General features: G+C 40.5%; 17 protein-coding genes. 16 read left to right on the forward strand and 1 reads right to left on the reverse strand.

Annotation, left to right across the window (positions count from 1 at the left end; genetic code table 11):
- Positions 1-298 precede the first annotated feature (298 nt).
- The 7 genes from H6G97_RS20375 to H6G97_RS20405 all read left to right on the forward strand — a co-directional run bounded on the left by H6G97_RS20375 (position 299) and on the right by H6G97_RS20405 (position 10,753).
- Entirely contained in the window at positions 299-3,334 is a 3,036-nt protein-coding gene (locus tag H6G97_RS20375) for a bifunctional YncE family protein/alkaline phosphatase family protein (protein WP_190942511.1), read from the forward strand.
- Positions 3,335-3,471: 137 nt separating this feature from the next.
- On the forward strand, positions 3,472-4,014 hold the full coding sequence (locus H6G97_RS20380; protein ID WP_190942512.1) for a PEP-CTERM sorting domain-containing protein: 543 nt from the start codon (positions 3,472-3,474) through the stop codon (positions 4,012-4,014).
- A 1,041-nt stretch (positions 4,015-5,055) separates the two neighbouring features.
- Positions 5,056-6,273, forward strand: a complete 1,218-nt coding sequence (locus tag H6G97_RS20385) for an HMA2 domain-containing protein (protein WP_190942513.1) — start codon at positions 5,056-5,058, stop codon at positions 6,271-6,273.
- A 37-nt stretch (positions 6,274-6,310) separates the two neighbouring features.
- Positions 6,311-7,150: a hypothetical protein gene (locus tag H6G97_RS20390; RefSeq protein ID WP_190942514.1), complete on the forward strand. Its 840-nt coding sequence runs from the start codon at positions 6,311-6,313 to the stop codon at positions 7,148-7,150.
- Positions 7,151-7,289: 139 nt separating this feature from the next.
- Complete coding sequence (locus H6G97_RS20395) at positions 7,290-9,542, forward strand: heavy metal translocating P-type ATPase (RefSeq protein ID WP_190942515.1); 2,253 nt, start codon at positions 7,290-7,292, stop codon at positions 9,540-9,542.
- A gap of 67 nt (positions 9,543-9,609) precedes the next feature.
- The gene (locus tag H6G97_RS20400; protein WP_190942516.1) at positions 9,610-9,918 is read left to right on the forward strand and encodes a DUF5132 domain-containing protein; all 309 of its coding nucleotides are present in this window, start codon (positions 9,610-9,612) and stop codon (positions 9,916-9,918) included.
- 256 nt (positions 9,919-10,174) lie between these two features.
- Positions 10,175-10,753, forward strand: a complete 579-nt coding sequence (locus H6G97_RS20405; protein ID WP_190942548.1) for an HMA2 domain-containing protein — start codon at positions 10,175-10,177, stop codon at positions 10,751-10,753.
- An 18-nt stretch (positions 10,754-10,771) separates the two neighbouring features.
- Here H6G97_RS20405 and H6G97_RS20410 read toward each other — a convergent pair whose 3' ends face one another.
- A complete protein-coding gene (locus tag H6G97_RS20410) occupies positions 10,772-13,120 on the reverse strand; it encodes a WD40 repeat domain-containing protein (protein WP_190942517.1) in 2,349 nt (782 codons plus the stop codon).
- 585 nt (positions 13,121-13,705) lie between these two features.
- Between H6G97_RS20410 and H6G97_RS20415 the strand changes: the two genes are divergently transcribed.
- The 9 genes from H6G97_RS20415 (at position 13,706) to argC (ending at position 25,979) form a co-directional block, all read left to right on the forward strand.
- A complete protein-coding gene (locus H6G97_RS20415) occupies positions 13,706-14,350 on the forward strand; it encodes an HMA2 domain-containing protein (RefSeq protein WP_190942518.1) in 645 nt (214 codons plus the stop codon).
- 137 nt (positions 14,351-14,487) lie between these two features.
- A complete protein-coding gene (locus tag H6G97_RS20420) occupies positions 14,488-15,528 on the forward strand; it encodes a phosphatase PAP2 family protein (protein WP_190942549.1) in 1,041 nt (346 codons plus the stop codon).
- 83 nt (positions 15,529-15,611) lie between these two features.
- The gene (locus tag H6G97_RS20425; RefSeq protein WP_190942519.1) at positions 15,612-17,282 is read left to right on the forward strand and encodes an alpha-amylase family glycosyl hydrolase; all 1,671 of its coding nucleotides are present in this window, start codon (positions 15,612-15,614) and stop codon (positions 17,280-17,282) included.
- 294 nt (positions 17,283-17,576) lie between these two features.
- Positions 17,577-17,753, forward strand: coding sequence for a hypothetical protein (locus tag H6G97_RS20430; protein WP_242055023.1), 177 nt, complete (start codon positions 17,577-17,579; stop codon positions 17,751-17,753).
- Between the two features lie 928 nt (positions 17,754-18,681).
- Positions 18,682-19,716, forward strand: coding sequence for an L-histidine N(alpha)-methyltransferase (gene egtD / locus H6G97_RS20435; protein WP_190942520.1), 1,035 nt, complete (start codon positions 18,682-18,684; stop codon positions 19,714-19,716).
- Positions 19,717-20,148: 432 nt separating this feature from the next.
- A complete protein-coding gene (locus H6G97_RS20440) occupies positions 20,149-20,346 on the forward strand; it encodes a hypothetical protein (protein ID WP_190942521.1) in 198 nt (65 codons plus the stop codon).
- Between the two features lie 1,711 nt (positions 20,347-22,057).
- Positions 22,058-23,227, forward strand: coding sequence for a PAS domain S-box protein (locus H6G97_RS20445; protein WP_190942522.1), 1,170 nt, complete (start codon positions 22,058-22,060; stop codon positions 23,225-23,227).
- Positions 23,228-23,371: 144 nt separating this feature from the next.
- Positions 23,372-24,886 carry a glycerol kinase GlpK gene (gene glpK, locus H6G97_RS20450; RefSeq protein WP_190942523.1) on the forward strand — a complete coding sequence of 505 codons (1,515 nt, stop codon included), beginning with the start codon at positions 23,372-23,374 and terminating at the stop codon, positions 24,884-24,886.
- A 118-nt stretch (positions 24,887-25,004) separates the two neighbouring features.
- A complete protein-coding gene (argC, locus tag H6G97_RS20455) occupies positions 25,005-25,979 on the forward strand; it encodes an N-acetyl-gamma-glutamyl-phosphate reductase (RefSeq protein WP_190942524.1) in 975 nt (324 codons plus the stop codon).
- The last annotated feature ends 369 nt before the right edge of the window (positions 25,980-26,348 follow it).

Consider the following 26,348-nt stretch of genomic DNA (forward strand, 5'->3'; position numbering starts at 1 on the left):
ATGGGATTTGGTGTTTACTGGCTGGGTGCAGGATTGGATGTGAAATGGCCTGGTGGTCACTGGGCAATTATTTGGTTGCCTTTAGCTTGGGGTGTGGGTATGGCGATCGCCTCAGCAATTTGGCGCTGGCAAGTTAGTTTACAAAAACCAGAGGAAGCGATCGGTTAAGTAGATACTAAATTTTTAACATTTTGTCAATCCTAATTACTCTGAAAGTAACCTCACCTTATCCTGTTCTTAACTAGTAAATAGGAATATTAGCTGCGTAGGCAAGAAATTTTGATGTGTGAAATAGCAAATGCTCAATTTCAAGCGTAAGCGATATCTCCTACTTAGCCTGCTGATCGCAGTGGTGATAGTAGTAAGCAGTATACAAATAGTTACAGCCCAGCTTGCTACTAGCCGTGTTGGTGATCTACCTGAAGGTGGAGCATTACTACCTACAGGTCAAGTGATTACACCCGCAGCTGCCCCAGGCTCGACGTTTGCACGTTTGGCGACTGGTTTGCGTACAGATAATAATGCTGATGCTGCCGAAGCTGTAACCACAGCCCTCAGCCCCGATGGTAAAACTCTACTGGTGCTTACCAGTGGCTATAACCAGAACTTCAAGAGTCAAAATGGTGCTGATCTCACTTATCCGGTCTTAGACCCATTAACTGGCAAACCAAGTGCTACGAGAACTTCAAAAGCTGAATGGGTTTTTGTCTTTGATGTCAGCAGCGGTAAGTTGGTTAAGCAGCAGCAGATTAACATTCCCAACACATATAATGGCCTAGCTTGGGCAAAAGACGGCACACGCTTTTATGTATCAGGTGGCATTGACGATCGCGTTTATGCTTATGCCTCGAATGGCAACCAGTACTTGCCAGATGCTCCCTTTATTTTGCTAGGTCACAATTCCGAACAAACTGCGCCCTTCCCTAGCTACGATGGTGGTTTGTTGAAGAACACACCAGCTGAAACTGTGGCAACAGGAGCAGTTGTAGCTGGTCTTGATGTCAGCAAAGATGGCAAAACTTTAGTAGCTGCTAATTTTGAGAACGACTCAATATCAATTGTTGATACTACTAATCGTAAGGTACTCAGAGAAATTAAGTTCTTTAGACCAGGCGATCGCATACCAACAGGAGAATTCCCTTTTGATGTAGCCATCAAGAGTGCAGAAAACGGTGCGGCAGCGAAAGTCTTCGTTACCAGCCAACGCGATAACGAGGTGGTTGCTGTTAGCATAGCTTCGGGGCAAATTACCCGTATACCTGTAGGTAGCCAACCAAACAAGGTGCAACTATCGACAGACCAAAAGCGACTGTATGTAGCTAACGGTAATAGTGACTCGGTTTCAGTCATTGACACAAATACCAATAACGTTGTCCAAACTATCTATCTGTCTCGACCTAGTGATAAGTACAAAGGAGCAAATCCCAACTCTGTAGCTCTGAGCCCAGATGAACGTCAGCTTTACGTGACTCTAGGTGGTGAGAACGCTGTTGCTGTTGTGGACTTGCAATCATCTGGTCGGGTGATTGGACGTATCCCCACTGGCTGGTATCCCAATTCTGTAAGCGTCAGTAAGGATGGCCAAAACCTATACGTTGTCAATGCCAAGAGCAATTCTGGCCCCAACCCCTCAAATAACCTAACAACACCAGCCGGATTAGCACGCAACACAACTTTTAGAAATGAGTATACCTGGGCTTTAGAAAAAGCTGGGATCTCAGTTATTCCAGTTCCCCAAGGCGGTACTTTAGCTAGCCTTTCCGAACAGGTAGATAGAAACAACGGTTTCTACAATCGCCGTCCTGACCGGACGATGAAGTTTCTCCAGGATAAAATTAAGCACGTTATCTACGTGGTTAAAGAAAATCGTACCTACGACCAATTACTCGGTGATTTACCTGTTGGCAACGGTGATCCCGCGCTGGCTTTATTCCCGCAACCAATTTCACCCAACCATCACAAGTTAGCTCTTGACTTTGTGACTTTTGATAACTTTTATGATTCTGGTGAGTCAAGCGGTGTCGGCTGGAACTGGTCTACTTATGCAAGGACAACTGATTACACTGAAAAAACTCAGTCAGTACTTTATGGCAACGCTGGGTTTAACGGTCTGACCTACGACTACGAAGGTGTTAACCGGAACATCAACGTTGTTTTACCACAAACTTCCTCTAATCCTTCCCAATTAAATACACGAGTAACGGGAGTGTTAGATCCCTCTGGTCGATCTTCTATTTTGCCTGGAAATAAGGATGTAAATGCCCCCGCAGGCGATGGTGAACTGAATTCAAACGCTATTGGCGGCTATCTTTGGGATGCAGCATTGCGTGCTGGTAAGACTGTACGCAATTACGGTTTCTTCGTTGATGGCAACTACAGTACTACCCAAGCAGATCCCACAAAACCAGATCCCACCAACCCGCGTTACATCCCCATCTCCCCAAATCCTGCTGCTGATAATATTCTTCAAGCTGTAGCTGCTAAAGCTGTATTGTTGGATAAAACTGACAACTATTTCCGGGGATACGACCAAAAGCAACCAGACATTTATCTCTACAACGAATGGGCGCGGGATATTGATAGCTATTTGGCAAAGAATGAATTGCCCAACTTGTCACTAGTGCGTTTGCCTCACGACCACTTTGGTGATTTTGGTAACGCTGTGGCTGGTTTGAATACTGTCCCACTGCAAATGGCTGATAATGATTATGCCGTCGGCTTGCTAGTGGAAAAAATCTCCAAGTCTCCTCTGTGGAAAGAGACTGCGATCGTTATTGTAGAAGATGATTCCCAAAATGGCCCTGACCATGTTGATAGTCATCGCTCAGTAGTCTATATCATTTCGCCTTACACTAAGCGAAATGTCGTAGTCAGTACTAACTACAATACTGTTAGCCTGGTGCGGACAATGGAAGATTTACTGAACATTGGTTATTTAGGAATCACTGATGCTAATGCCAAGCCAATGTCGGATGCATTCACTAGAGAGCCAAACTTTACTGCTTATAAAGCTGTTGTACCAGGTAATTTGTGTGGTGAACCTGTAGACCCCAAACTAGTGCCAGCTTGCCAAGACAAGAATGTAGAAAAGACAGCAGCTATTCCGTCTTTGCATAACAAACAGTGGTGGGCGCAAGCAACCAAAGACTTCTACTTTGAAGTTGAAGATAAGTTAGATCCTGAGAAATTCAACCGCGTACTTTGGGCCGGCATTCAAGGCGACAAAGTGCCTTATCCAACAGAGCGCAGCCATGCCGACCTTCGTCAAAATCGCGCGCAGCTACTCGGTAAATTGAGTTTGAGTACAGATAACCTCTCTGCTCAAGCAAACTAATCAGATCAGGCTTGATTCTCCTTAACCTCCTCTTAAAGGAGGCTAGGGAAAGCATAGACAATTAGCAATTATATCAAGCCTAATTACATAGTTTACGTGAACATTGCTTGTAGAAATTTATCTTGAGGAAAGTTGAGATGAAATTGGTTTCGCAATTAACTCTTGCTACTAGTTGTGCCCTAATTTTTGCTGCTACAGGAGCTAATTCTGCATTTGCTGCAATTATTAATTACGCCTTCAATGTTGATAGTTTTATAACTAAGGGAGAAGGCGTTTTTAGCTTTGATGATTCAACTTTCAGTGACGATAATATTCCAGTAGCACTAGTTGAGTCGCTAAGTTTTAAATTTGATAATGATCCTAATACTTATAACCAAGAAGATGATACAGAATATCCCCAATATCCTATCGTATTTCCAACTACATTTTTGACAGGTAGTGAATCTGTTGGATTGCAATATCTGTTTTTTGATAAAGCTAATCCTTCAAGCTCTATCACATACGAAATTAATGGATATGATTTTGCAATTACTTCCGCCAATAATATCCAAATTGACTCAGGTAAAGTTACCTATAGGCAAGTTCCTGAGCCTACAATCTTAGGTGGCAGTTTCATTGCTTGCAGCATTGGCTGGCTCATGAAGAAAAAGTTAACATTAGGCAAAAAGGTTAAAGTTTAACCTAAAGTTTAGTTTGACCAAGTAGGGAATATTGTCATTTGTAAAGCATATTCCCTAAGAGGTTGTTTGACAGGAATAGCTAAAGTTGTAGGATTAAATAATGAACAATGCTTACACCATGCCCAATACTTGTCGGTTAAAGGGAAAAGGGGAAAGAAAAAACCTTTAACCTCTGACTGTCTTATTGGTATATAGCAATGAATTTCAAAGCTTGAATCTAGCAAAATTTTTAGTGATGGGTTTAAACATACTGATAAGACAGTCAGGGCTTGAGTTGCTCTCCCCGGCAAGCTGCTGTGGCTTGGAAACGGATTGATTATTTGTGCAGTCTACTGTTCGAATCAACCCACTGATATGCAACTATAACAGGTGAAAATAAAGATGCAGTCGCACATAATCCCTTAGCTAGAAGGTGTTTTAGGTTGACTAAAGGTGGTGGTAAAGCACTTTTTTTCCATCCGTTCTAAGCTTTGCTCTATCAACGTCAAATTTTCTTGTAACTTTAATCCAGATGCCTCTAACGCCACACTTGGATGGCTGCTTGAGATATATCCTCAAACATTAATAATAGATTGAAATCATAAACAATTTGTCAATAAACAATAATGCTTAAAATTTTGCCGAAATCAGGGTAGAAAATACAATTTTTAAGCTAGCGATACCTACACGGGCTACGCCTACGCATCATCAAGAAAACTGCCTCCGTATATTATTCAATCCGATACTCACCACACCATGTTAATTAACAACGTTATGGATTATTGACAATACTGATTTTTTCTTAACCTATTACGAATGCTAGACGCGTTTCTAAAACCCTGCGGATAGAGGCTTTTGAGGCTACTACCAGGTTTTTTTGCTTATCACCTTCTCAATCTAAGTTTATCGACTTTATACATAGTTACTGAGTAAAGATATGAACAGCAAGTCTTAATAAGTTTTAATAGAAAATAATCCGGGAGAGATAGATTTCACCCTAAAGCTTACGTTAAACTTAACCTACTGTTAACCTAACGATTCAGCTATTGGAAAATCGAGTAAATGACTAAAACTCTCAGTAATCGCTCTCAACTAAGTCCGTCGGTGAAAACATCAGCTGACTTCATCTCTGCACAACAAAGTAATGAAGTTAATCAAAGTGCAACTAAAGCGATCGCACAGTCAACGGACTCACAACCCTCAAGTGGTTTGCAAATAGTTCATGTAACTACCGGGCGGGTGCGACTCCGTACTACTGACAGTAGTCTTAACTCGATATTAGATAGCATAGCCCAAGATTTACGTTCCTTAGACGGAGTGACGGAAGTCTACGTGAATGAGCAAACGGGCAGTTTGGTAATTAATTTTGATGAATCTAAGCTGTCATTACCAGAAATTTTGGCGCTAAAATCCGATATTGAGATCAAACCGCAAGCTTCCTCTGATCCATCTAACAATACCGATCCCTTTGCAGCTTGGAAATCGCTTTCATTTTGGAAAGAACAAGGTATTTCCTTAATTCCGATGATGACAGGCTTGGCCGTAACAGGAGGATTGGGAATTCAAGGCTGGGTATCGATTCCAGTTTACATGATTGCGGCGGATGCAACTCGTGGTGTAATTAGTTATCTTGGCTCTCAAGTTGCGACATCAGAAAAAAACAAAAGTGATGACACCAGTTCTGCTATAAAAAGTGACATAAAATCAGAATCAGCTATCCAACAAGAAGATAGCGAGATGGTAGCACCTGCAAAGATTGACTACAGCGTAGTTCATCAAATTCCCGGACGTATTCGGTTGAATGTGCCGAAAATCACTGAAGATCGAGCTTATGGGCGGCGGCTTGAAAAGAGAATAAAAACAGATGCTCAAGTTAAAAGGGTGCGTGTGAATTTTGATGCAGCATCGATCGCGATCGCTTATCAGTCTCGTGACATTCCATTATCTTATTGGGTGAGTCTGATGGAATTAGCGTTGGAGATAAACCCACCAACACTAGGAATCACAACCCCTAACCAACCCCTAGAACAAGTTAGTCAGACTCCTGAAGTTACAGAGGCAACAACGGCAAATCATATTACTCAAGTTAGTCAGACTGCTGAAATTACAGACGCAACAACGGCAAACCAAACAACTCAGGTTACTCAGACTGCTGGAGTTATCAACTCAACAACAGCAAACCAAACAACTCCACAGTTATCCAGTCTGTGGACTAACCTAAAATCGCCTGCGATGTCATTGTCATTAGGTATTATGGCGAACTTACCCTTGGGAACTTAACATACAGTTTCAAATTGCGGAATACTGGAGGGCAATTATGACTGGTTTAAATTTAGAAACGGCAGCAAATTTAGACAAAAAACAAGAGCAAACAGTCACAGACGAGACTAATTGCCCAGCAGCGCCGCCTTCAAGGGTAGCATATAGCATTATTTGTGCATTTCCTGGACAAGTGGCGTTTTGCATACCTCAAATTAGCGAAGATGCAAAATATGTGCAACGTCTTCTCGCCTTGCTTGCCAATGAGCCTTTGGTAATAAATCAGCAAGTCAATACTACGATGGTAGGGTCAATTGCTATTACCTATAAATCTGATGTAATGTCAGATGTTGATATGCGATCGCATTTGGCTAATTTGATTCAGTCGGCTGGTAATGAAGAAGTGATACCAGCAGCTGCAAACCAATTCAAACCATGCTCAACTGCGGTAACAACAGAAGACAGGCAGGATACAAAGCCAAAAAGAGAAGCAGAGAAGCAGAAATCAGCAACATTCTCCTTACCCTCTGCGGATGCGTCAGCCTCTAAGACTAAAAGCAATTCGGTATCCTCGACTCATTCTGTAATTCAACAACCAAAAAAACCTGCAAAAGTAGCTTATAGCATTGCTCATGCAATTCCCGGAAGGGTGCGGTTTCGTGTACCTCGAATTGCCTGCGATCCAAAATATGTCCAACGGTTAGAGACATTACTCAAATCAGATTCTACAGTTACAAGTGAGCGAGTCAATAGCGCTGCGAGATCAGTTGTCATTACCTATAAAACAGGAATGATGCAGAATTCTCAGAAGCGAGTGCAAAACTTTTTGTCACCACCAATATCTCATCTAGCCAATTTAATTGAATCTGCCAATGATCCCGCCACAGCAATAAGTTAGCTAACTAATCTAGCAAATTACAAATAACCAAATTGATAGCTAATCAATCTCGTAGGATTGGTGGCTAATTTGCTCTCTTTACCTAAGTAAAGAGCCTGATTTTGATCGAAGTGTAACAATTATTGGATTAAAGAAAAGAATGGCAAAAGTAGCACTGCAACTACCATCACCCCCAAAATCTCAATTCACTGTGTTGGAAGGGAATGGAAAAGTTTCTTTAATTGACACTAATGGACACTCTCAAGGAGAGTTGCCCAACGTTAACTACAACGTTGTCCATACAACTCCGGGAAGACTGCGGTTTCGTTTACCTCGCTTACGCTGTGATGCAGATTATGCCAAGCGTCTCGAAGTCTTATTAACAGCAGATGCGCTGGTGAAGAATGTCCGTGTCAAGCCTGCGGCAATGTCAGTTGCAGTTACTTATAAATCTGATAAAGTTTCCGATGCGAAGATGCGATCGCACCTTCACGATTTGATTCAGGCTGCGAGTGTTGTAGTTGTTCTTAAAAACTCTACATCTTTATCGGAAACGGAAAAAGAGCCATCTTGGCCAGGTTTACAACTCTCCGCCGTTGCAACTACTTTAGCAGTACTGGGAGGGCCGTTAGGATTACCGATCCCGCCTTTGATAGTGGCGCTTCCAATCGCCATTGCCACACTTCCCGTTGTCCAACGAGCATGGGAAGGTATCAGAGTAGAGCGAAAATTGAATATTGACTTTTTGGATTTGATGGCGATCGCTATTACTACCCTCCAAGGCCAATTTCTCACCCCATCGTTGATGCTCGGTTTAATTGAAGTAGGCGAAAATATCCGCGATCGCACGGCTCGTTCTTCTGCTCAACAAACTCTAGATTTACTTAGTTCTCTGGGACAATTTGTCTGGGTGGAACGCAATGGCGACAAGCAACAAATTCCCATTCAAGATGTGCAGCGTGGCGATACAGTGATTGTTTACCCTGGCGAACAAGTGCCGGTGGATGGTAGCATTTTGCGAGGAAAAGCCCTGCTAGATGAGCAAAAACTAACTGGTGAGTCGATGCCAGTGTTGAAAAAAACGGGACAACCAGTTTTTGCCTCAACCCTAGTACGGGAAGGACGGATTTACATTCTCACAGAACGGGTAGGGAATGATACTCGCGCCGGACAGAGCATTAAGTTAATGCAAGAAGCACCTGTCCACGATACCCGCATGGAGAATTACGCCACAAAATTTGCTCAAAAAGCTGTTGTGCCAACTTTGCTACTTGGTGGAGCAGTATTTGCCGCAACCCGCAATCCTTCAAGGGCAGCCAGCGTTTTAACTCTAGACTTTGCTACAGGTATTCGAGTATCAGTCCCCACAACAGTTTTAGCAGCATTAACTTATGCTGCACGGCGGGGTATTCTCATCCGTAGCGGTCGGGCGTTAGAACAATTAGCAGAAGTTGATACCATCGTTTTTGATAAGACGGGGACATTGACTAAGGGAGAAGTTGATGTTGTCAGTGTGGAAAGTCTCAATCCAGCAACCTCAAGATTACGAGTGTTGGAATTGGCCGCCGCCGCCGAACAGCGTTTAACTCATCCAGTAGCGGAAGCAATTGTTCGCTATGCCGAAGCAGAGCAAGTGGAAATTTTGCCGCGTAGTAAGTGGGACTATCAACTAGGTTTGGGCGTGCAAGCTTTGATTGATGGAGAGACAGTTTGCGTCGGGAGCGATCGCTTTTTGCGCTCCAATGGCATTGATACCGAAGCCTTAAATGGTCTGCAAAAATCTCCAAATTCAGCGATTTATGTAGGCAGCAATGGTCAACTTCAAGGTATTATTAAATATAGTGATCTTCTCCGTCCCGAAAGCCGGGAAGTCATTACAGCACTTTCGACGGTCGAAGGTGTAGAAATTCACATGCTAACCGGCGATAACAAGCGAACCGCTACTGCTGTTGCTGCTCAACTTGGTATTTTGCCCACGCATACTCACGCAGAAGCTTTTCCAGAACAAAAGGCAACAGTTGTCCGTCAACTGCACGAACAAGGTAAGACGGTTGCATTTGTAGGCGATGGTATAAACGATTCGCCAGCTTTAGCCTACGCTGATGTTTCCGTTTCCTTTGCCAACAGTTCTGAGATAGCCCGCGAGACAGCAGACTTAGTGTTAATGCAGAATGACTTGCATGGTTTATTAGAAGCGATCGCGATCGCTCGTCAAGCCAAGCAATTGATTCGGCAAAACACAGGACTTGTTGCCGTTCCTAACTTAGGGGCATTAATAATAGCCGTTCTCTTTGGTCTTAACCCCTTAGCCGCAACGGTAGTTAACAATGGCTCAACAGTAGTTGCCGGAATCAACGGGTTGCGTCCAATTCTCAAAAGTCGCCACCAAAAAGCTCTACCATCGGCGAGATGATACACTATGCCGACAAGAGTAATTTAGAAAGCTTCCCAAACTTTTAATTAATAGGAGAAAATTCAAGATGGCACCTAAAATTAGTGATTTTGTTGAAGATGCAGGCGCTCCCGGTATTATAGCCGGAATTGGTGCAGTACTCTTAGCACCTGTTTTATTACCGATTGTCGCTGGAGTTGGTAAACCCTTAGTTAAGTCAGTCATCAAAGGCGGAATTGGTCTTTATGAAAGAAGCAAGGGAAGCATTGCCGAAATGGGCGAAACCTGGGAAGACATGGTAGCCGAAGCCAGAGCAGAACTTGCTGACGAAAAACAAACACCAGCCTTTGAAGCTAGTGCCACTAATGTGGATAATGTTCCAGATAATGGTGTGTAATTTCATTTGCATATCAGCAAGTTAAATTCTTCCTAGAAGGGACTTGCAATTAGCAAAATTTCTAATTAGTAGGGTGCGTTAAGGTGTTTTACCTAACCCACCCTACAAAAACAGAAAATTTCATAAATCATTTAGGACTGCCATAACAAACCCTTTTACAACAGTCCTAAATTCTTCGTAAATTTATTTGCTTCTTCTCTTGGCGGCTTGGCGGCTTGGCGGTTCGATAATTTTTACAAGTCAAAAAGGCGGTTCTATGTTAACAAATGGTCATAGTACTTACAAAAAAATGCCAGAAATTCTAAACATACCCACTACCAAAACACCACCAAAACCGATATCTACAAAAGTTGTAAGTTCGACTCCCGGAAGATTACGATTAAGAGTAGCTCATTCCCATCGTCAGCCAGAAAAGATGCAACGCATTGCCAATGCTTTGTCAGCAAATTCGCACATTAATCGAGTTAAGACAAATGTCGGTCATGGCAGTATCGTTATCAATCACGATAGTAATAATGGCAGTCTGGAAAATGTGCTAGCAACACTTAAAGATTTAGGCATAATTTTTGCCAATGTTGCCGAAGGTAACACCGAGGCAGCAGCCGGAGTATCATCTGCGGTTGTTAACTTAAACCAGCGCGTTAAACAGTCAACGGATGGCGCTTTTGATTTACGGATTCTTTTCCCTTTGGGATTAGCTAGCCTTTCGCTGCGGCAATTACTTAATAAAGGGTTACAGTTAGAAGTTATTCCCTGGTATGTTTTAGCATGGTATGCTTTTGATAGCTTTATAAAATTGCACGGAACTAGCCAATCAAAATCAACAAACGAGTAACCAAAGCAGTAAAAAAGCTTAGTTGAACCGCCAAATTTTGATGGTTTTATCAGAACTACCACTTGCCATAAATTGACCATTTCGGCTAATAGTAATAGAGTTGACTGCCCCAGCGTGTTCTGTTAAAGTTTGCAGTAACTCTCCAGTCCGCAAATGCCAAATTTTGATAGTTTTGTCTGCGCTACCGCTAAAGAGAATTTCTCCATCAGGACTAACAGCTAAGGATCTTACCTCTTCTGAATGGTAAGCCAAGGTGTGCAGCACTTTACCTGTAGCTAGATGCCAAATTTTGATAGTTTTATCTGTGCTACCGCTAACAAGAATTCTTCCATCAGGACTAATGATTACTGATTTTACTTCACCTGAATGTCCATTAATGGTGCGTAATGGATCTCCTGTGCGTGGGTTCCACAACCTAATTTTATTATCACTACTAGCACTAGCAAGGATTGTACCATCGGGGCTGATAGCAGCAGCATTAACTGCCGATGAATGCCAAAGAGTACAAATGCGGTCGCCTTTTTGCAAGTTCCAAATTTTGATTTTATTACTACCACTAGCAAGAATTTGTCCGTCGGGACTGATTGCGATACAGTTAACCGGTTTTTGATGTCCTAACAGAGTGTGGATTAGTTTGCCAGAATTAAGATTGCATACTCTAACATTACTTTTAGGATGTTGGGAACTACCAACAGCAAGAAAATGTCCATCAGGACTAATAGCAACAGATGAAATTTCGCCTAAGTCTTCTGTAGTGCGGATAAGTTTACCAGTATTGATATTCCACACTTTGATGGTTTTATCTGCACACCCACTAACTAAAGTCTCACCATCAGGGCTAATGACAACAGATGTCACTTTTTCGGAATGTCCCGTTAGGTTGTAACTGAGGACGGTATGTTCTAATTTAACTTGTTGTTTAAGGTTAGCGACGCAATTTAAAATTTTCTCAACATCAGCAATACTTTGACTATCACCCACTGCAACAAAATATTCTCTTAGCTTTTTGATATATTCTTCATCTTTAATGCTGACGGCTAATTGCATTGCCTGAAGCGGGTTTGTAGAATCCTGTAATGATATCTGGCGTAGTTGCAACCATGTATTCACAGAATAATTTAGCTGTTCGTTTGCCCAAGTGCGTAGTTTACCACCGTAGGCATCGCTTAAGTGTGATAAACTCTGGGCTAATTGCAAAGCCAACTCTGGAATCCAGTAACAACGCTCATTTTCCAAAGCTTGGTAAACTTGTTTATAACCTGAAGCGATAACCTGCACTGATTGTAAATCAAAAGTATCTGACAGCAAACTCGGCAGTAACTCTGGTAATAGTGGAGGTACATCATGATCAACCAAGTGATAAACATCCGCTACCCAACCTGCAATCAAACAGTGATAGGTAATCAAAACCTGGCAAAGTTTTTCAAAATCCTGACGATTTACTTGATATTGTAAAGATAACTTACTAATATCAATTCCTTTGTCCTGCCATTTTTCTACTTTTTCTAAAATTGCCAAATTAACCACATTCTCTTTTCCAATGTGATTAATTTCCTCTAAGCTTTCTCCTAATGCCAGCAGTTCATCTCTAATTATTTTCCACTCTAACGCCCGTTTTTTAGCAGACTCTTCCAGAATCTCTCGATAAGGTAGACGAGCAATTGTTTTATAATAATAATAATTACCTTGTTCTAAACCCCAGTAGGCAATCCGAAAATTTAAATAATCTCCATCATTTTCTGATTCCAAAATTAAAATAGGCTCTGTTTTCAGCATTCCAAACAGAGCCTTAATACTTGATTCACTGTGAAAACGTTTACTATCCCAAGCTCCTGCTAATAACTCTGTTGGTCTAACTTGACTATGTAGAGAATAATGCTTGCTAAGGAAATCTCGTAATCCTTCAGCCAACATTAACTCAATTTGGGAAATTTTTTCATCTCTATTATCGTCAAATTGGTCAAAATGTATTTGAGGAGGAGCGATAAAAATTTTTAGTGGAGTGCGTCCATAATTGGTATGTTCTAAAATTTGTGAAGGGTATAATCTTAAAGGCCAACTATCAAGAATTTTATTGACTTCTGGCAACTTGAGCGCTGTTTCTCGTTCTTGTGCGGCTATTCTTAATCGCGTTTCGTGATTGTCAGCTACTAATTGCTGTTGGAGAATTCTTTCTTGTTCAAAGTCTTCAACATAACTGTTTTTTTGAGTTGAAGTATTTATAACTTTGAGTAATTCGGGAATTGCTTCAATTGGTTTATATTTACTCAAAGCTAAACTATCTTGGCTTCTCTTTTGTACTAGCTCTACAACAACAGGTGCAAACTCTAGTACCAGTTGAATTAGTAACGTTAACCCTTGCTGCATAAACACATACCTAGAAACTAAATAAAGTAAATAAGCAACCCTTGTATGAAATCAAGGCAATACTCCTATCCAGTCAATTCATAGATATTCTTGATCTTACTACTTGGGAGTGTAGTAACCCAACCGTTATAAGTAAAAACATTGACATTTTTATAGGAATATATACTTAAAATAGTGCAAATAAATCAATCTGATGGCAGCAATAGCTAGATTCACTACTGGGATAGATTTTTTCACTCAGTCAAAAAACATAAACTGCATAAGTTGGGTTGAACGAACACGAACAGCGTCTCGTAGGCAAGTAAAACCCAACAAACCACTGAAAATGTTGGGTTTGGTTCCTCAAACCAACTTACAATTCTCTTCGTTAATTATTCCATTTTTATTAGCAAAGCGCAGTGTTAAAAAAACTTAATCAACCTGATGGCATTAACAGCCTAGATTCACTACTGGGATAGATTTTTCCACTCAAAAGAATAGGTATAACTAAAGTAAAATCATTGCAGTTAAATAAAACGCTACATTAAAATTTAAGTTTATAAACTTCGGATACTTTTTTCTTTTTTGAAATTAAAACATGATCCTATGACTTCTAAAAAACGGACTAATTCTGAAAAAAATGCTCGTCTTAATCAGCATTTACCAGCAAAAAAGGCAGCTAAAAGCGTAGCTAATAAAACAGCGCCATCTCAAAAGATATTTTATAGCATTGTCCATGCAATTCCTGGGCGAATTCGTTTTCGTATTCCTCTGTTAGCCAGAGATCCTGAATATGCTAATAATCTCAAATTGATGATAGAATCTGACACTAAAGTTACAAATGTCCGTGCTAACCCACAAGCTGCATCCATCATCATCAATTATCAAGTACGTGCAATTTCAGATAATCAAATGCGCGAGCATCTGGTTAGTCTGATTCAAACTGCCCAAGATGCGGTTGTGCCCAAAGAGGTAGCGGCAAAATCAATCGTGGGGGCTATCTTTGACGCTGTAATTAACCTAATTGATAGTACACGCAAAATTAACCAAGCACGTAATGTTATTCTATATCGAAGGTTTAGGACAGATATTTGGGAACGAATACTTTCTACCTCAAGAAGCATAATTAAGAGGCTAAAATCTGCCACCATGTTTATCTTGCCTAACAAGCGATGGCGATTGCGCGGCAATGGTGGGGTGAACTCCCAGCCATTACAACTGCAACCTGTGAGCAAAGTTGAGGTTGTGTAATTGCCAATACAGTTACCATTAACATTATTTATGATTAAGAGTAAGTAGCCTTGAAAGAACTACACTCCCCCAGAACGGATGAAAATGTCTCTTCCTTAGTCCCCAGCCAAAATGTTCCTACTATCAATCAAAAAGAAATGGGTACAGATGATTTCCATAAACTTCTCAATGAAAATCATTGGGTTCAGGCAATACATACTGCTGTTAAAGGAAGAGCTAGATATAAGGTAAATGGGCTTTATCATTCAGAAGCTCTCAAAAAATATCTGGAATCAAAATTATTAGAACAAAAAATAATCTTTCAAGCTCGTGCTAATAGTTACACAGGGAATGTTCTAGTTATTTTCCCTCCAGAAAAGAGTTTAAACGCGATCGCACTGCTAATTCAAGGAATTGTTTTAGATTATCGCAAAAAATGCAGTAAATCAATTGACACTGAAGAAAATGCTGCTTTGGTTAGTGGCAATAATCAAAACATATTTGATTCAGCCGTAGTACCTCAAATATCTGTACAGCGACAATTACAGCAAACAGGCAGTCAACTTATTCCGGTATTGGGGGCTGTTTCCGCCCTTGTATGCGCTACCGGACTGTTGTACGCATATAATCTTGACGAAGCCATTTTGCTATTGATTCAAAAGCTGCATACACCACTGCGCGATCGCATCATGGTTAGTATCACTTTTTTAGGCGATCCAGTAGTAATGCTGATATCTTCTTTAGGGTTGGCAATTAGTCCGTTATATTACAATTGTCGCCGAGAAGCAACTATCTTGGGCATTGCTGGAGCCGGCGCAATCTTGCTAAATTGTTTAATGAAATTATCATTTGGGAGAGCGCGTCCAGCACTGTGGAAACATCTTATTAATGTGGGTCAACACAGTTTTCCTAGTGGTCATGCAATGGTTTCAATAGTTATTTACGGCTTTATCGGCTATCTTCTAACAAAGCAGTTTCCTCAATGGCGCTTTCAGATTTATGCCTTAACTATTGTCTTAATTGCTGCGATTGGTTTCAGTCGGCTTTATCTTGGAGTACATTGGCTGACTGATGTCACAGCTGGCTACGGGGCAGGTTTAGTGTGGTTAATTGTCTGTATTCTAAGCTTGGAATCGCAACAAAAATACCGTTCGTCATTAGAATATAAGCAAAACGTGCCAATTTTGTCATCTAATTAAAGATATAAAAGGCAAGACTTTTAGATAAAGTAAATCTAGCTTAAGGCTGGATTGTACTTAGAGAAAATTATGAAAGTGTAGAAATGGGAAATTTAACTGAATTTACATTGTTTGCTCCTCGTAACAAAGGAGCAGCTTTAATTGGGTCTTTTTCAAATTGGAAAGAAATCCCAATGTCAAAAGGTGAAGATGGTTATTTTCGTACTCAAATTGAACTGGAAGATGGCGTTTATCAATATAAATTTCGCATTCAAACCAAAAGTCCAAATTTTGCACCCGATGAATGGATAGATGTCATTGAGCCCAGAGCAACAGATGTTAATGAAACAGAAAAATCCGGCATAGTCCGCATTCAAGATGGACAACGCATTGTTGATACTTACCTTTGGCAAAACGATGAAGTGCCGTTACCTGATAACCGAGAATTAGTCATATATGAAATGCACGTTGCCGATTTTACTGGTGATGAAGTTGGCTCTGATAAGCGAGGCAAATATTTAGGAATAATTGCTAAGTTAGATTATCTTTGCAAATTGGGAATTAATGCAATTGAATTAATGCCAGTTAATGAGTACCCTGGTGATTATAACTGGGGCTATAAAGTTCGCCACTTCTTTGCTACAGAATTTAGTTACGGTTCAACAGAAGATTTAAAGCGGTTGATTGACGAGTGTCATGGTAGAGGCATTCGCGTCTTTATGGATGGAATTTATAATCATACAGATGAAGAATGCCCCTTGATACTGATTGACCGAAATTACTGGTACTACGAACACAAGCATTATCCTGAAGACCCAGATAATTACTGGGGCCCAGAGTTTGACTATGATAATTATGATGAAAAGTTAAATATTAAACCTGCATGGGAATACATCGGCGATGTGGTAAAGTTTTGGATTCAGGAGTATCACATTGATGGAATTCGCTTTGATGCAGTGCGCCAATTGGCTAACTTTGAATTTCTCAACTGGCTAACGAATCAAGCGAAAAACCATGCAGCGCCCAAGGAATTTTACAACATTGCTGAACACATTCCTGATACAAATATTGTAGTTAAGCCAGATGGGCCATTAGATGCTTGTTGGCATGAGAGCTTTCGCTACTTTATAGTTCCATATATTTGTGGCAAATCATTTGAATTAGAACAACTCAAGGAGATTTTAGATCCCAAACAGCAAGGTTATGCGATCGCAACCAATGTGATAAATTATTTGGCAACCCATGATCGCGAACGTATATTACGAGAATTAGGCAATTGTGGCATCTTTAACGCAGCTGCATTTGAACGAGCCAAGTTAGCAGCAGTTCTGTTAATGACAGCGATGGGTATACCGATGCTGTGGATGGGAGAAGAGTTTGGCGAATACCAGCAAAAAAGCGAAAATGTGACCAAACCGCAGAAGATTAATTGGTCTTTGTTGTCAAGCGACCAGAATCGTGATTTATTTGAGTATTATCAAAAGCTTATTGCTTTACGCCAGCAAACTCCAGCTTTGCAAAGTGACAATATTCAGTTTTTCTACGAAAAAGCAGATGATAAAGTGCTGGCTTATACCCGTTGGGATCAGCAGAATTCTCATATCGTCGTCGTAGCAAATTTCTCCGACCAGAATCTAAATCAATATAAAATTTCAGACTTCCCAACTGCTGAGTATTGGCGAGATTGGGTCGCTAATCGAGAAGTAAAATCTGGAGAGGATGGTTTAGTTATTGACTTGCCAACCTATACAGCTAAGATATTTGTTTCGCAGTAGACAATAAAAAGACAGGTCATAAAGCCACCTGAAATCATGCCATTATCTACTTTTGGAGTGTCAGCAGGTTGTGGAGATTAGCAATGGCGCTGTTTCGCTCACCTTATGCGATCGCATCGGTCGAGTATATTCTACTATGCTAGAAGAGCCGATTTAAAAATTTCAGAGTCATTGGGAAAGTTGAATCGTCCTTATTTAACTTTGCTTTTTGAGGTTAAACATAAGCATACCAACCAATATTATTGATAAGCTTTAATAATTAATAATTGAACCAAAGGGAGGCTTTTATAATTTATGTCAGAGATTGAAAATTTGGGAGTAAGTGTAGAAGAATATTTGGATGGATTGGCAGAAGGTATTGACGTTTTGGAATTGAAACGTTTAGAAGCCAAGGAAGGGAATTCCAACAAATCTAGCTCTGGAAGTTATGGAGATTGTATCAAAGGTAATCAATGGCACAGCTACCCCTGAAGAAATTGTCAAAGGGTTAATGATTCTAACACCATCGCTTAGGCAACAAATTAAATAGTCCTTAACGAGAACTTAGAAAAAAATTTGTTTGTAATGTTTTTAAGCCTTTTGGAGAGTTGCAATGCCTCTATTGGACTACCGTTATCTTTATGATTTGTAAAATGTAAACCTTAAGAAATTTATCCATTTTTATGACTGTAAAACTCCAGACTGAAAAAGACAAATTACAGGCAAGCACTAGTATAAAGATAAATCAAGAAACAGAAAACGAAAAAGTTCTATGTCCGCACTGTCGGCGCACTGCAACGAACGGTATTAAATGTAAAGGAATTTGTGTAGCTGACAATGACTATTAAAGTATAAATTTTATTGAGGAAGGCAGGAGGCAGGAGGAAAACTGCTCTCTGTTTCCTGCCGCGACTAATCAGTGAAAGGATTTAAGACCCCCACTATTGCGTCAGCCACTTTTGCTTTCTTCATGCCGAGGGACTTCGAACGCACTTTTGCAGGGTTTCGCTGTGCTGCTGATTAAATAAGGGGTTAGTAAGTAATCGGACAAAAAGATTTACAGTCATTGCGAACGTTCGCAATGACATTGTGTAATTAATTATGTCTAACTACTTAATAGTACTTAGGGACTTCCAAAAAATAAATTATCGAAATCCTTGCTAGAGAAGCGTTAGCGGAGAGAAGCCCATTACAATTTTGCGTCTCTACAGGTTTAAAATCAGTACCAAAAATCCTGAACCCAAGCGTATTGCTTTAGACGCTTAATTATCATTTAAATGGGAAAATGCGGAAAAATAGCTTTAAAGCTTGAGCTATATAGCTCAAGCATGATTTTATTAGCTATGACGATGTGTTTCACTAATTGGGGTAAGGGTTTGCCATAAAAGGTAACTTATTACGCCAAGCAAACGGAGGTTCAATGTCGATATCTAAAGCTGTTAACAGCAACGTTACTTCTCAAAACAGCGTTGAAAAACGCTTGCAGATAGAACGTTTGGTAGGAGCAACTCAAATAGTTGCACTTAGTGCTGGGAGTGATGTAGTGAAGGGATTAACTCAAACACCTAAATCTCTACCCCCCTGTTACTTTTATGATGACCGTGGTTCTGATCTGTTTGAGCAAATCTGTGATTTACCAGAATATTATCTTACACGCACAGAAACAACGATTTTACAGCAGTATGCTGGCGAAATTGCCAAGATAACTGGTGCTTGCGAATTGGTAGAACTTGGCAGTGGCAGTTCTACCAAAACCCGCATTTTACTAGATGCTTATCAGCAGCTGGGCTATCCCCTGCACTACTTACCAATTGATGTGTGTGCAGGTATGTTGGAAAGTAGCGCCAAGCAGTTATTAAGAGATTATCCCTTAATGCAAGTTCATGCTTTAGCGGGAACCTATGAATTAGCCCTGGCAAAACTCCTACCAACGCAATTACCCAGCAGGATGATTTGTTTTATTGGTAGCAGTTTAGGTAATCTTGCACCTCATGAGTGTAATGTCTTCTTCTCTCAAATTACAAATGCTCTACAAGTGGGTGAGTATTTATTGTTGGGGATAGATTTACGAAAGCCGAAACAGATTTTGGAACCAGCTTATAACGACAGCCAAGGAGTTACGGCAGCATTTAACCTCAATATGCTGGAGCATTTAAATCAGCGGTTTGAAGGAAATTTTGACACTACGCAGTTTGAACATTGGGCATTTTACAATGAAAGTGAGCATCAAATAGAGATGCATTTACGCAGCTTGCGATCGCAAATTGTAGAATTACACGCTCTTAACCTCAAGGTTAATTTTGCACTAGGTGAGACTATCCTCACCGAAATTTCTCGCAAATTTGACCTTAATACTATCAAGCTGCAACTCACCGCACAAGGTTTATTACCTCTTCGGATGTGGACTGATCCAAATCAATGGTTTGGTTTACTGCTCTGTCAGCTGCAAAGATAAAGCAATATAGTAGATAGCGGTTCTCAGTTCTGACTTTTCACGCTATCTGCAAAATCTCTCTCTAAATCTCTCTTCGAAAAGGAGAGAGATTTAGAATTTTATCCACCTGAAATCCTTGTAGATAAAATTAACGTAGTGGGGCGATCGCGATAGCGTCTCGTAGAGAAGCCCACTTAAATTTCATGTCTCTACATTCTTTTCATTAAATATCTAATAGACACAGGAGTGAAAACAAAGAGACGTAGCAGTGCTACGTCTCTACAAGGGTTTAAGCCAACGAATAATTAATTGAAATGTCTAATATCTATACCATTTCGCTATGAAAATGCACTTAATATTTATTAAACAAATCACCAAGGAATAAAGAGCAATCATTAAGTATAAGTTTACAGAGAATTAGTATTAGCCGCTAATTATTGCTGCATTGAAGCTGTGGGAAATATTCTGCTGGATATGGGAATTCTTGCCTTAGGCTCATCATTTGCAGTTATATTGGCTTTAGCAGCAGAAGAGTTATTAGCTGCCTCAGAGAGGATAGGCGGTTTGCTATTAGTAGAATTTATCAAATCACTTAATTGGATGGCTGGAGGTGAATTTGAAGATATGGGGCTAATATCCTCAGTATTTTGACTATTTGGTTGTACTGGAGTTTGAGCTTGAGATGGAGTAATAATGAAAGTCGAGCTTGTTCCTAATACCAGTATGAACAAATGAAAAATATATTGTTGCATGGGGATTGTAAAATGGTTTGATAAATATTCAAAGCTCAAATAAGTTGTGTGTGTTATTAGTTGAAAATAAAAGCGCAATTGCTCAATAGAAATCATGACGCTGTTGCTTAATAAAAACTGAACACAGCGAGTTACAAATGAATAGACTACTAATGCTTAGTACATTAATTCGCTCACAACAACCGCATCTATTTTAATCACCTTTTCTAGAAGGTAAGAATAAGGTAAACTTCTCTTTTGTTAAAAGAGAGTAGTTATTCTAAGACTACTGAGTCAGTCTGATAGAAAGTTAGAAAATAGATACACCTGGAATAATTGACTTCTTTTAAATCAACTAAGCTTGCACAACTATTAATATTTTAGTTGGACTTAACTTGTAGATCAAAGAGGAATCTTACTGAATTTTTCAAAAATCTTTTTTATCTAACATCAACTCTTAGATCGCATATTTAACTAACTAAAGCCAAAAGTATATGAACTTTTCATAAAACCTAACTTTGATGAAGTCGCTTCCGTAAATAAATATTAGGTAAATTAGGATAATTTATTTTTTGCAAGTCCCTAAGTCCTTAGTGGGTGGTTCTAGTTGACTGTGAACTGTCAAGCATTCAAAAGCTCAAGTCTTGAATTCCTTCTACCTTCTGACTTGAAAATGCTCCTTCGATGAGTATCTATATAGAATCACATCACATTCTCATAAATGGTGGTAAAACTTGTTTCATCGGGACTGCCTTGAACGCAGATTTCTCACAAAATCGTGTTGCTCCCAATTCTATATGAGGCAAGGGGCTTGAGCAAGTTTTCTATCCAACTTCACTGCTAATCAGCTGTATACCGATTACCAGTGAAATTGCATAGATTTTTGAAAATGGTATAACCTGTCATAACCCCTATGGCGGAGTACTGATGAAAAGCCGCAAGTAAGTAAAAAGGAGCGACGAGATTTTATCGTATTGACACCTTACTCATCACTCCCCATAAGTTGCGCGTTGATTAGCTGTTACGCATTGTTAAATTACACCAGCTTGTTACTTCATTTATCCTCTAACTAAAGAGGCGGATAATTATTAATTTAAAATGTGCTTATGTATACAAATAGTTTTAACTAATAATATCTATGTTGCAATTTTATAGATATAGTGATTCAACTATTGCTGGTTTATTAATGAATGGAGTATTTATGAATACAAACAAACTTAACTTAACTTCTATGTCTTTGGTAGTAGTTGCTTTATTCTTGTGATGGAAGTTGGGGGGAATGTTATCAGGTACTCTAGTAATAATGGAAACAATTATCATTAGCACAAAATCATTCATTGGGGGAATGACAAAGCGGTTAAAACATAGTGATAAATTAAGGTTGAGATCCAGGTTCCCGACTGTAGGATCTTATGTAATTTCTCTGCTAGTCGTAATTTTGACTGGCTTATGAATTTAGTCACGAATTAGCATAATTTGAGTTCAACACATTTGGCGCTCATATTTAGCTAAGTTTACCGAGTTTTCCTACCCAAGTTATAAATAATACTTAGCATTATGTGGATTTTCCCAAGGATTTATCTAGTAGATTTTTTTGCTCAACCTCTGCAAGCAAGTAGCGGGAATTTAAGGTGAACATAGAAAAATTTATCCAACGCACAGAAGTATTGCACAAGCGTTTAGCCGATTTATACCAAACTGCTAGTGTATTGCCTTGGATTCCTGCTGATCTTCTGCCGCAAGCTTTTAAGGAACTCTATAACACCTTAAAAATAGTGCAGTTAGCGGCAGAGGAACTGTATCAGCAAAACGAGGAACTAATACAAACACGTAATTGGCTAGAAGCAGAACGCCAACACTACCAAGATTTATTTGAGTTGGCACCCGATGCCTATTTAGTAACTAATCCAGAAGGAATCATCCAAGAAGCTAACCATACCGCAGCTAAGTTACTCAATGTTTCAAAGCATTTTTTGGTTGGCAAACCAATGATTAACTTCGTCCCTTTAGAAGAACGTCAGCACCTTCGTAGTGAACTTATACAAATATCGCAATCAGACAGAGTTAAAGAGTTATTGCTACGTTTGCAACAACGTTATGGCGAGTCCTTTGACGCATCTTTTACAGTGGCTGTTGTCCGCAACCACCAAGGTAAGGCAATCTCTCTGCGCTGGATACTGCGAAATGTTACTGAGCGCCAGCATTTAGAATCGGCAATAGTCAAGAATGATAGCGACCTTTTCAATCATCGTCCTATACATAAATATTGTAAAGGAGAAACTATTCCCCTTAACCCATTACTAATTTGGTATGTTTGTCAGGGTTGGGTCAAACTCAGTACGTATTGTGAAACGGGTGAAGAAGTGCTGATAGGATTGGCAACAGCAGGGATGGTTTTTGGCTCTAGTTTGACATCTCTAAACATTTACCAAGTAACAGCCCTATCTGATGTTGAGTTGGTGTCAATTTATGCGGCAGAGATAACAGCTTCTCCAACCTTAAGCCACATACTTTTACCAAAAATTAATCAGCGGTTACAACAAACAGAATCTTTTTTAGTCATTTCTGGAAGACGACGGGTACAAGAACGCTTGCACCATCTATTAGAACTTTTGAAAAGAGAAGTGGGTGAAACTGTGCCAGGGGGAACTCGCTTAAATATTCGCTTGACTCACGAAGATATTGCTAGCGCCTGCTGTACTACGAGAGTAACGATTACACGATTGATGGGCAAATTACAAGAAGAAGGTATTATCAGTTTTGACTTAAAAAAACATTTAATCTTAAAAGATTTCGATTAATTAAATCTCTTCTTCTGGGAAGACGCTGCGCGATGGACTACGCCCCGCTGTAGGCGATCGCAAAACTCAAAACGTACCCAAAATAATGTATATCTGATTGAACGCGTATTGCTAAAATCGCAATCGCAGCATATCAAAGCAGCTATGCACACACTTGGTAACACAACTCTATCATCGGGCTACATCTTAGCACTAGACTTAGGTACAACAGGCAACCGCGCCTTTGTATTTAACGCAGACGGCAAGATTGTTGGACAGGCATATAAAGAACTAACTCAGTATTATCCTCAGCCTGGATGGTTAGAACATGACCCTGAACAAATCTGGCAAGATACCTGTTGGGTAATAAAAACCGCAATTGCAAATGCCAAAATTGCTCCATCTGCGATCGCAGCCTTGGGACTAACTGTACAGCGTGAAACCTGTTTGATTTGGGACAAAACTACTGGTAAACCAATCCATAGAGCGATCGTCTGGCAAGATCGCCGCACCGCTCCCCTTTGCCACCAGTTACAAGAACAAGGCTACGCTGATGAAATTTACGATCGCACCGGATTAATTATCGATGCTTATTTTTCTGCTACCAAGCTGAGGTGGCTATTAGATAATTTTACAGATGTTGACCTGAACAATGTTTTAGCAGGCACTATTGATACCTGGGTGTTGTGGAACCTCACAGGTGGCAAAGTCCATGCGACTGACCACAGCAACGCCAGTCGGACAATGTTGATGAATCTCAAAACCTGTGAATGGGATGAGAATTTACTTAAACTGTTTCAAATTCCGGCTCATATTTTGCCCCAGATTCAGCCGAGTCTAGGAGTATTTGGAGTTACTGATGCTACTTTGTTGGGTGCAGAAATTCCCATTACTGCCATTTTGGGAGATCAGCAAGCTGCTCTATTTGGTCATGGCTGCGATCGCCCCGGTTTGATGAAATGTACTTACGGTACTGGTAGCTTTTTGGTTGCTCACACAGGTAATCAAATTGTGCGTTCGCACCATCAACTCATTTCTACAGTTGGCTGGACACAAGCAAATTCAAAGGATACTTTAGATGTCGGTTATGCCCTAGAGGGCAGTATGTTTACTAGTGGAGCTTGTATTCAATGGTTGCGCGATCGCCTGAAGTTGATTAAAACTGCTGGTGAAACAGAGGCGATGGCAAATCAGGTAAAAGATAACGGCGGAGTATATTTTGTGCCCGCATTTAGTGGATTGGGTGCTCCCTACTGGGATATGAGCGCCAGGGGAGCCTTTTTCGGCATTACCGCCAGTGTACAACCAGAACATTTAGTTCGCGCCGTGCTGGAAGCGATCGCCTATCAAGTTCTGGAGGTGGTGCAAGCAATTAACGCGTCTAGCAGTACTCCAGTTGGGCGATTAACTGTAGATGGTGGTGCTTGCGAGAACAATTTTCTCATGCAGTTCCAAGCTGATGTGCTAGGTATTCCAGTTGAACGCCCAATAATGCGAGATACCACCGTTCAGGGTGCAGCATTTGCAGCAGGTTTAGCTGTAGGATTTTGGGAGAGCTATGAAGCATTGGTGGAACAACGGCAAATTGAACGTGTCTTTGAGCCGAGAAGCGATTTCTCCTTGTCCAACTTTGGCACTTGGCAAAAGGCAGTGAAACGTACTCTGGCTTGGGAAGAGTAGCCTGCATTTTGTACCTCACTTAAAAAGCAAACTGCTGTAATTCTTTTCTCTTGACTCCTGCCTTCTCTTTTAAGTATTAAATCAGTCAAAATATCACTCACATTTAATTAAGAAGCACATGACTACTAAACCAAAGATTTTTATTGATGGCGAATCGGGAACCACAGGCTTAGAAATTTACTCACGCCTCAACCAACGGGATGATATCGAGTTAGTTAGTATTGAGGCGTCTAAACGTAAGGATGCAAATGAGCGAGCCAAATTAATCAATGCTGTTGATGTTGTCATTCTCTGCCTACCTGATGATGCAGCCCGCGAAGCTGTTAGCTTAGTCAGTAATACTAGGGTTAAAATCCTTGATGCTAGTACTGCCTATCGCACAGCTATAGACTGGGTATATGGCTTCCCCGAACTCAATCCGGGACAGCGAGAGAAAATCGCCAGCGCTCAGTTTGTTAGTAATCCAGGCTGTTATCCTACAGGATTTTTGGCTTGTATCCGTCCGTTGATTGCCAAAGGGCTTTTGAATAGTAATTTTCCCATCACCGTTAATGCAGTGTCAGGTTACTCTGGCGGCGGAAAAAATCTGATCAAACAATACCACGCCTTCCACGAACAGCAAGCTGGAGCAGAGTCACTCTATCCATACGGCATCTACGGTTTGCAATTTGGGCATAAGCACGTTAAAGAAATGCAACATTACTCAGGGTTAGCATCGCCGCCACTGTTTATACCGGCAGTGGGGGATTTTGAGCAAGGGATGCTAGTACAAGTACCTTTGCCGCTAGGAACTTTGGATAATCCACCATCAGGTGAGGTTATCCATGAAGCGATCGCTAACTACTACCAAAGTGAAAAATTCGTGCAAGTTGTTCCATTCCAAGATTCTACTCTGCTGAGAGACGGAACGTTTTTAGATGCGATCGCACTAAATGGCACCAACTTTGTTCAGGTTTTTGTATTTGCCAATGATACTACCAAAGAAGTGTTGTTAGTTGCTCGTCTTGACAACCTGGGTAAAGGCGCATCAGGAGCCGCTGTCCAAAACCTAAACATCATGCTCGGTTTTCCAGAAGAGTTGGGATTGTCATAAAAAAGAGACGCGATTAATCGCGTCTGTACTTTGGGGAGTGGGAGAGGCAGGGGAGGCAGGGGAGGCAGGGGAAGAATAATTATTCATTAATTACCAATGCTCAATACCCCATTCCCAATACCCATTATTTTGATTTTTCTTTCAGTTCCTCAAGCAATTTAATTACATTCTGCTCAAATGCTTTTATTGTAGTTAGCTTTACAACCCTGAAGTTGACGAGTGATAGAAGTAAATTGCTGTGATCGCCGCGCAAATTCTTCTGTGTTGTAGTCGCCCCAGATGGCATAATCAGGATCAGATCCGGGGATACCAGTTGAGCGCTCAAAACGCAGATATACCCCCTCAATGGGTTTAAAAGATTTTCGGAGG

This window comes from Nostoc flagelliforme FACHB-838 (assembly GCF_014698065.1).
In the GTDB taxonomy this organism is placed as follows: Bacteria; Cyanobacteriota; Cyanobacteriia; order Cyanobacteriales; family Nostocaceae; genus Nostoc; species Nostoc flagelliforme_B.

Coding starts and splice junctions, on each gene's coding strand:
- H6G97_RS20375 (WP_190942511.1), top strand. CDS start 299: ATGCTCAATTTCAAGCGTAAGCGATATCTCCTACTTAGCCTGCTGATC.
- H6G97_RS20380 (WP_190942512.1), top strand. CDS start 3,472: ATGAAATTGGTTTCGCAATTAACTCTTGCTACTAGTTGTGCCCTAATT.
- H6G97_RS20385 (WP_190942513.1), top strand. CDS start 5,056: ATGACTAAAACTCTCAGTAATCGCTCTCAACTAAGTCCGTCGGTGAAA.
- H6G97_RS20390 (WP_190942514.1), top strand. CDS start 6,311: ATGACTGGTTTAAATTTAGAAACGGCAGCAAATTTAGACAAAAAACAA.
- H6G97_RS20395 (WP_190942515.1), top strand. CDS start 7,290: ATGGCAAAAGTAGCACTGCAACTACCATCACCCCCAAAATCTCAATTC.
- H6G97_RS20400 (WP_190942516.1), top strand. CDS start 9,610: ATGGCACCTAAAATTAGTGATTTTGTTGAAGATGCAGGCGCTCCCGGT.
- H6G97_RS20405 (WP_190942548.1), top strand. CDS start 10,175: ATGTTAACAAATGGTCATAGTACTTACAAAAAAATGCCAGAAATTCTA.
- H6G97_RS20410 (WP_190942517.1), bottom strand. CDS start 13,120: ATGCAGCAAGGGTTAACGTTACTAATTCAACTGGTACTAGAGTTTGCA.
- H6G97_RS20415 (WP_190942518.1), top strand. CDS start 13,706: ATGACTTCTAAAAAACGGACTAATTCTGAAAAAAATGCTCGTCTTAAT.
- H6G97_RS20420 (WP_190942549.1), top strand. CDS start 14,488: ATGGGTACAGATGATTTCCATAAACTTCTCAATGAAAATCATTGGGTT.
- H6G97_RS20425 (WP_190942519.1), top strand. CDS start 15,612: ATGGGAAATTTAACTGAATTTACATTGTTTGCTCCTCGTAACAAAGGA.
- H6G97_RS20430 (WP_242055023.1), top strand. CDS start 17,577: ATGTCAGAGATTGAAAATTTGGGAGTAAGTGTAGAAGAATATTTGGAT.
- egtD (WP_190942520.1), top strand. CDS start 18,682: ATGTCGATATCTAAAGCTGTTAACAGCAACGTTACTTCTCAAAACAGC.
- glpK (WP_190942523.1), top strand. CDS start 23,372: ATGCACACACTTGGTAACACAACTCTATCATCGGGCTACATCTTAGCA.
- argC (WP_190942524.1), top strand. CDS start 25,005: ATGACTACTAAACCAAAGATTTTTATTGATGGCGAATCGGGAACCACA.